Here is a 4,069-nt window from a genome sequence, read left to right as displayed (position 1 = left end):
TAATAATTGGTATATGCCAGGAAGGGAGGAGTATTAAATGGAGATTAAACTTCATTATGTAGAAAAAGGCTCCGGCGAGCCGTTAATCTTATTGCATGGAAATAGTGAGAGCAGTTCTTATTTTATTCATCAGATCAGCTATTTCAGTAAAAAATACAGAGTCATTGCCATTGATACCCGCGGCCACGGATGGTCTCCAAGGGGAACAAAACCTTTTACGATCACTCAGTTCGCAGAAGATCTCTATGATTTTATGAAGGATCGGGAGATTGAGCAGGCAAATATTCTGGGATTTTCTGATGGCGGAAACATCGCGCTTGTTTTTGCTCTGAATCATCCGGAATGTGTCAAGCGTCTCATTCTGAATGGTGCAAACCTGTATCCTGAAGGTGTCAAAGAAAAAGCACAGCTTCCGATTATGCTGGGCTATAAGATTGCCGGAAAATTTTCAAAGAAGTACCGCAGAGCACTGGAAAAGAAAGAAATGCTGGGCTTAATGGTAGATGAGCCGAATATTCGTCCGGAAGAACTGGATAAGCTCAATATGAAAACACTGGTCATTGCAGGAACAAATGATCTGATCAAAGAGGAGCATACCCAATTAATTTATGAAAGTCTTCCGATGGCCCGTCTTGTCTTTATTAAAGGGGATCATTTTATTGCGGCAAAGTGTCCGAAAGCTTTTAATCGGGCCGTTGAAAAATTTTTACATGCATAAAAAGTGATGAAATATGTCGAAGATTGTTTGATATGTATTCTTTTCTGAGCATAAGATGACAAAGAAAATGGGCTGTGCTATATTATTCTAGGTCAGCAGGGAGGTAACGTATGGGATGTATTTATGATGCTCTGAGAATATTAGGTATTCGACGGACATACAAGGGGTATTATTATGTTGCGGAGGCAATCCAACTGGTTATGGAGGATGCGTCTCTTCTATTATATATTTCTAAATCACTGTATCCGGAAGTTGCCAGACGCCACGGCACAAGCATCAATTGTGTTGAGAGAAATATTCGCACGGTTGTCAATTCTTGCTGGGATAGTGATTACGTTCATGTTCTGGAATCTATGGCCGGAGGAAAACTCTATCGAAAACCAACATCTGGTGAATTTATCGACATATTATCAAGTTATATTTTAACGGAAAATGTTTCTGCATAATGAAAATATGGTATACTATCTTCATAATGTGCAGATTAATGGAGGAAATTTATGTACGATATTGTTATTGTTGGTGCCGGAACGGCAGGACTGTCTGCAGCAATTTATGGTGTGCGTGCCGGAAAAAAGGTTCTTGTACTGGAAGGACAGAATTTTGGGGGGCAGATCATTAATTCTCCGGAAATTGAAAATTATCCGGGAATAGCAAAAACATCCGGATTTGAGTTTGCTTCCGGTCTTTATGAGCAGGCATCAAATCTCGGGGCAGATATTGAATTTGAACAGGTAGTCGAAGTTGAAAAACATGGGAAAGGATTTATTGTTCATACAGGAGGCAGACAGATTGAATGCCTGGCTGTCATTCTTGCCACAGGTGCTAAGAATCGGCCGCTTGGTGTGGAGAAGGAAAATCAGTTGATCGGTATGGGCATTTCATATTGTGCAACCTGTGACGGTGCTTTTTTCCGGGATCAGAAAACGGCTGTTGTCGGCGGAGGAAATACAGCTCTGGAGGATGCGGAATTTCTCAGCAATTTTTGTGAGAAAGTCTATGTTATTCACAGGAGAGACGAATTTCGCGGTGAACAGTGGCTGTCGGATAATCTCAGAAAGAAAGACAATGTTGAATTTGTGATGGATAGTGTTGTCACTGATATTATCGGAGAGAATGGTGTTCAGGGTGTAATAATAAAAAATTTAAAGACGGGAGAAGAAACCGAACTTTCGGTGACCGGACTTTTCGTTGCCATTGGTCAGATGCCGGATAATAAGGCATTTGAAAAGTTAGTTGACTTGGATTCCAGTGGATATATTCAGGCGAAAGAAGATTGTAAAACAAGCTGTGAAGGTATTTTTGCAGCCGGTGACTGCCGGACAAAAGGGGTGCGCCAGCTGGCTACGGCAGCTGCTGATGGTGCGGTAGCGGGATTGGCTGCATGTGAGTATATAAATAAAAGTCAATAACAGATAAAAAATCGTCTGCCCATACATCGGCAGACGATTTTTATTAAGAAGATTTTCTGTGGCAGGAGCGGCATGCACTGATGGAAGTGGCCGTGCCGCCAAGAGATGTTTCTCTAAGAGATGCCGGAAGAGATCTTCCGACGTTATACATAATTTCAATCGCTTCGTCAACAGGCACCACATTGGAAATACCGCTCAGTGCGATTTCGGCACTGATTATGGCATTGGATGCGCCCATGGCATTCCGATTCTGACACGGAACTTCGACAAGGCCTCCGACCGGGTCACATACGAGTCCGAGAATGTTGATCAATGCAAAGGATGCGGCATCCAGGCACTGTTCGGGACTTCCGCCCATAAGCTGGGTTATTGCGGCTGCTGCCATGGCACTGGCAGATCCGACTTCCGCCTGGCATCCGCCTTCAGCACCGGCAGTAGTGGCGTTGCGTGTAATTAAATAGCCGACAGCTGCCGCTGTATAAAGTGAATTTATAATGAGAGAATCTTCAAGATCATATTCTTCCTGAGCCGCACAGAGAACACCGGGAATTACACCGGATGAACCGGCTGTCGGAGCGGCAACGATCAGTCCCATAGAGGCATTGACTTCAAGGACACCGACGGCATAAGTTATGGCCTTTGAGATAAGTGATCCGCATATATTTTTGCCGGAAAGGCGAAGGGCATTTAATTTCTTACTTTCTCCGCCGATCATGCCGCCCATGCTGGTCAGATTTTCATTCAAAGCACGATGAATGGACTGTTTCATAATGGTGTAGGCATGTTCCATCTTTTGGGTGACAGATGCAGGATCTTGTTCCAGATACTTTGTTTCACGCAAAAACATTATCTGGGAGATAGACATATGATGTGTTTGACAGAGCTCGAGAAGTTCTTTTCCGTGTGTAAAATTCATTTCGAAAGCCTCCTGTTTTATATAGCCGGTACAATAGTAGCATCGATAATCGCTTCATGGCACTTGAGAACACTGGTGATCGAAGGATTAATATCCGAATCCACTTCGATGATGGCGTAGGCAGAGTCACCTTTTGCCTTGCGGTAAACCTTCATAAAAGCAATATTCAGGTCGATACCGCTGCAGACGGTTGTGATATAGGCGAGAACGCCTTTCTGATCCTTGTGGTGAACGATGATCGTCGGATAGGCACCGGTAAGTGAAATATCTATGCCGTTTAATCGACGTATCAGTGCATTCCCGCCGCCAATGGATTCACCACGAAGAGAGATGATGGTATCCTGTTCACAGTGAAGGAGAATATCCACTGTATTCGGATGGAGGTCTTTCTCAACTGTGTTTTCGATAAATTTATATTCAAGACCCTGTTCTGCTGCAATTTCAAAAGAATCCCGAATACGTTCATCATCCGGAAGAAAGCCAAGAATTCCTCCGACAAGTGCACGGTCTGTACCGTGGCCTTTGTAAGTCCATGCAAAAGAGCCGTATAAAGTAAAAGTCACGGAAAGAATTTTTGAAGGTGCAAGTTTGCCGGCAAGATGGGCAATACGCAGAGCTCCTGCGGTGTGGGAGCTGGAAGGACCGATCATATTTGGTCCGATAATGTCAAATATACTAATATCATTCATAAAATACTCTCCTTTTTTATATTTCTATGATATACTAAAAACAAAACAAATAAAAGCTAAATCTGTTATAAAATATACAGGGTACTCATAGATTGGTACTCAGGGGGGAAAGAATGTATCAAAAAGTTTTAACCAAACCTCGAAAGTGGGATGAAAGGTCGCTGGCGCTGGCCACAAAAGAAGAACTTGCTGCAGATCTTTTACTGCGCAAAGCCCAACTGGCAAATCGCAAGAAGATAATTTTTCCGTGGGAGCTGCATGCGAGAAAACAGGAATTATACTGGATCGAAGTTGTGAATAAAGAATTGAACCAGAGAAAAGAATGGATTATGGAGGT

General features: G+C 43.1%; 6 protein-coding genes. 4 read left to right on the top strand and 2 right to left on the bottom strand.

Features of this window, described 5'->3' with window-relative positions; genetic code table 11:
- Positions 1 to 37: 37 nt before the first annotated feature.
- The 3 genes from QZZ35_RS09725 to trxB all read left to right on the top strand — a co-directional run bounded on the left by QZZ35_RS09725 (position 38) and on the right by trxB (position 2,127).
- Positions 38 to 718 (top strand): alpha/beta fold hydrolase, encoded by a 681-nt coding sequence (locus QZZ35_RS09725; protein WP_291237221.1) that lies wholly within the window; start codon positions 38 to 40, stop codon positions 716 to 718.
- Between the two features lie 110 nt (positions 719 to 828).
- The gene (locus QZZ35_RS09720; RefSeq protein ID WP_291237220.1) at positions 829 to 1,164 is read left to right on the top strand and encodes a sporulation initiation factor Spo0A C-terminal domain-containing protein; all 336 of its coding nucleotides are present in this window, start codon (positions 829 to 831) and stop codon (positions 1,162 to 1,164) included.
- A gap of 51 nt (positions 1,165 to 1,215) precedes the next feature.
- On the top strand, positions 1,216 to 2,127 hold the full coding sequence (gene trxB / locus QZZ35_RS09715) for a thioredoxin-disulfide reductase (protein ID WP_291237219.1): 912 nt from the start codon (positions 1,216 to 1,218) through the stop codon (positions 2,125 to 2,127).
- A 43-nt stretch (positions 2,128 to 2,170) separates the two neighbouring features.
- Here trxB and sdaAA read toward each other — a convergent pair whose 3' ends face one another.
- Together sdaAA and sdaAB are read right to left on the bottom strand one after the other, a co-directional pair.
- Entirely contained in the window at positions 2,171 to 3,043 is an 873-nt protein-coding gene (gene sdaAA, locus QZZ35_RS09710) for an L-serine ammonia-lyase, iron-sulfur-dependent, subunit alpha (RefSeq protein WP_291237218.1), read from the bottom strand.
- 17 nt (positions 3,044 to 3,060) lie between these two features.
- Positions 3,061 to 3,732: an L-serine ammonia-lyase, iron-sulfur-dependent subunit beta gene (gene sdaAB, locus QZZ35_RS09705; RefSeq protein ID WP_291237217.1), complete on the bottom strand. Its 672-nt coding sequence runs from the start codon at positions 3,730 to 3,732 to the stop codon at positions 3,061 to 3,063.
- A 113-nt stretch (positions 3,733 to 3,845) separates the two neighbouring features.
- Here sdaAB and QZZ35_RS09700 point away from each other — a divergent pair.
- A partial coding sequence (locus QZZ35_RS09700; RefSeq protein ID WP_291237216.1) for a hypothetical protein occupies positions 3,846 to 4,069 on the top strand: 224 nt, incomplete at its 3' end.

The organism is Frisingicoccus sp., from assembly GCA_016298055.1.
Taxonomy (GTDB): domain Bacteria; phylum Bacillota; class Clostridia; order Lachnospirales; family Lachnospiraceae; genus Frisingicoccus.
The sequence above is the reverse complement of the archived record's forward strand: the minus strand, read 5'-3'. Positions and strand labels throughout refer to the sequence as shown.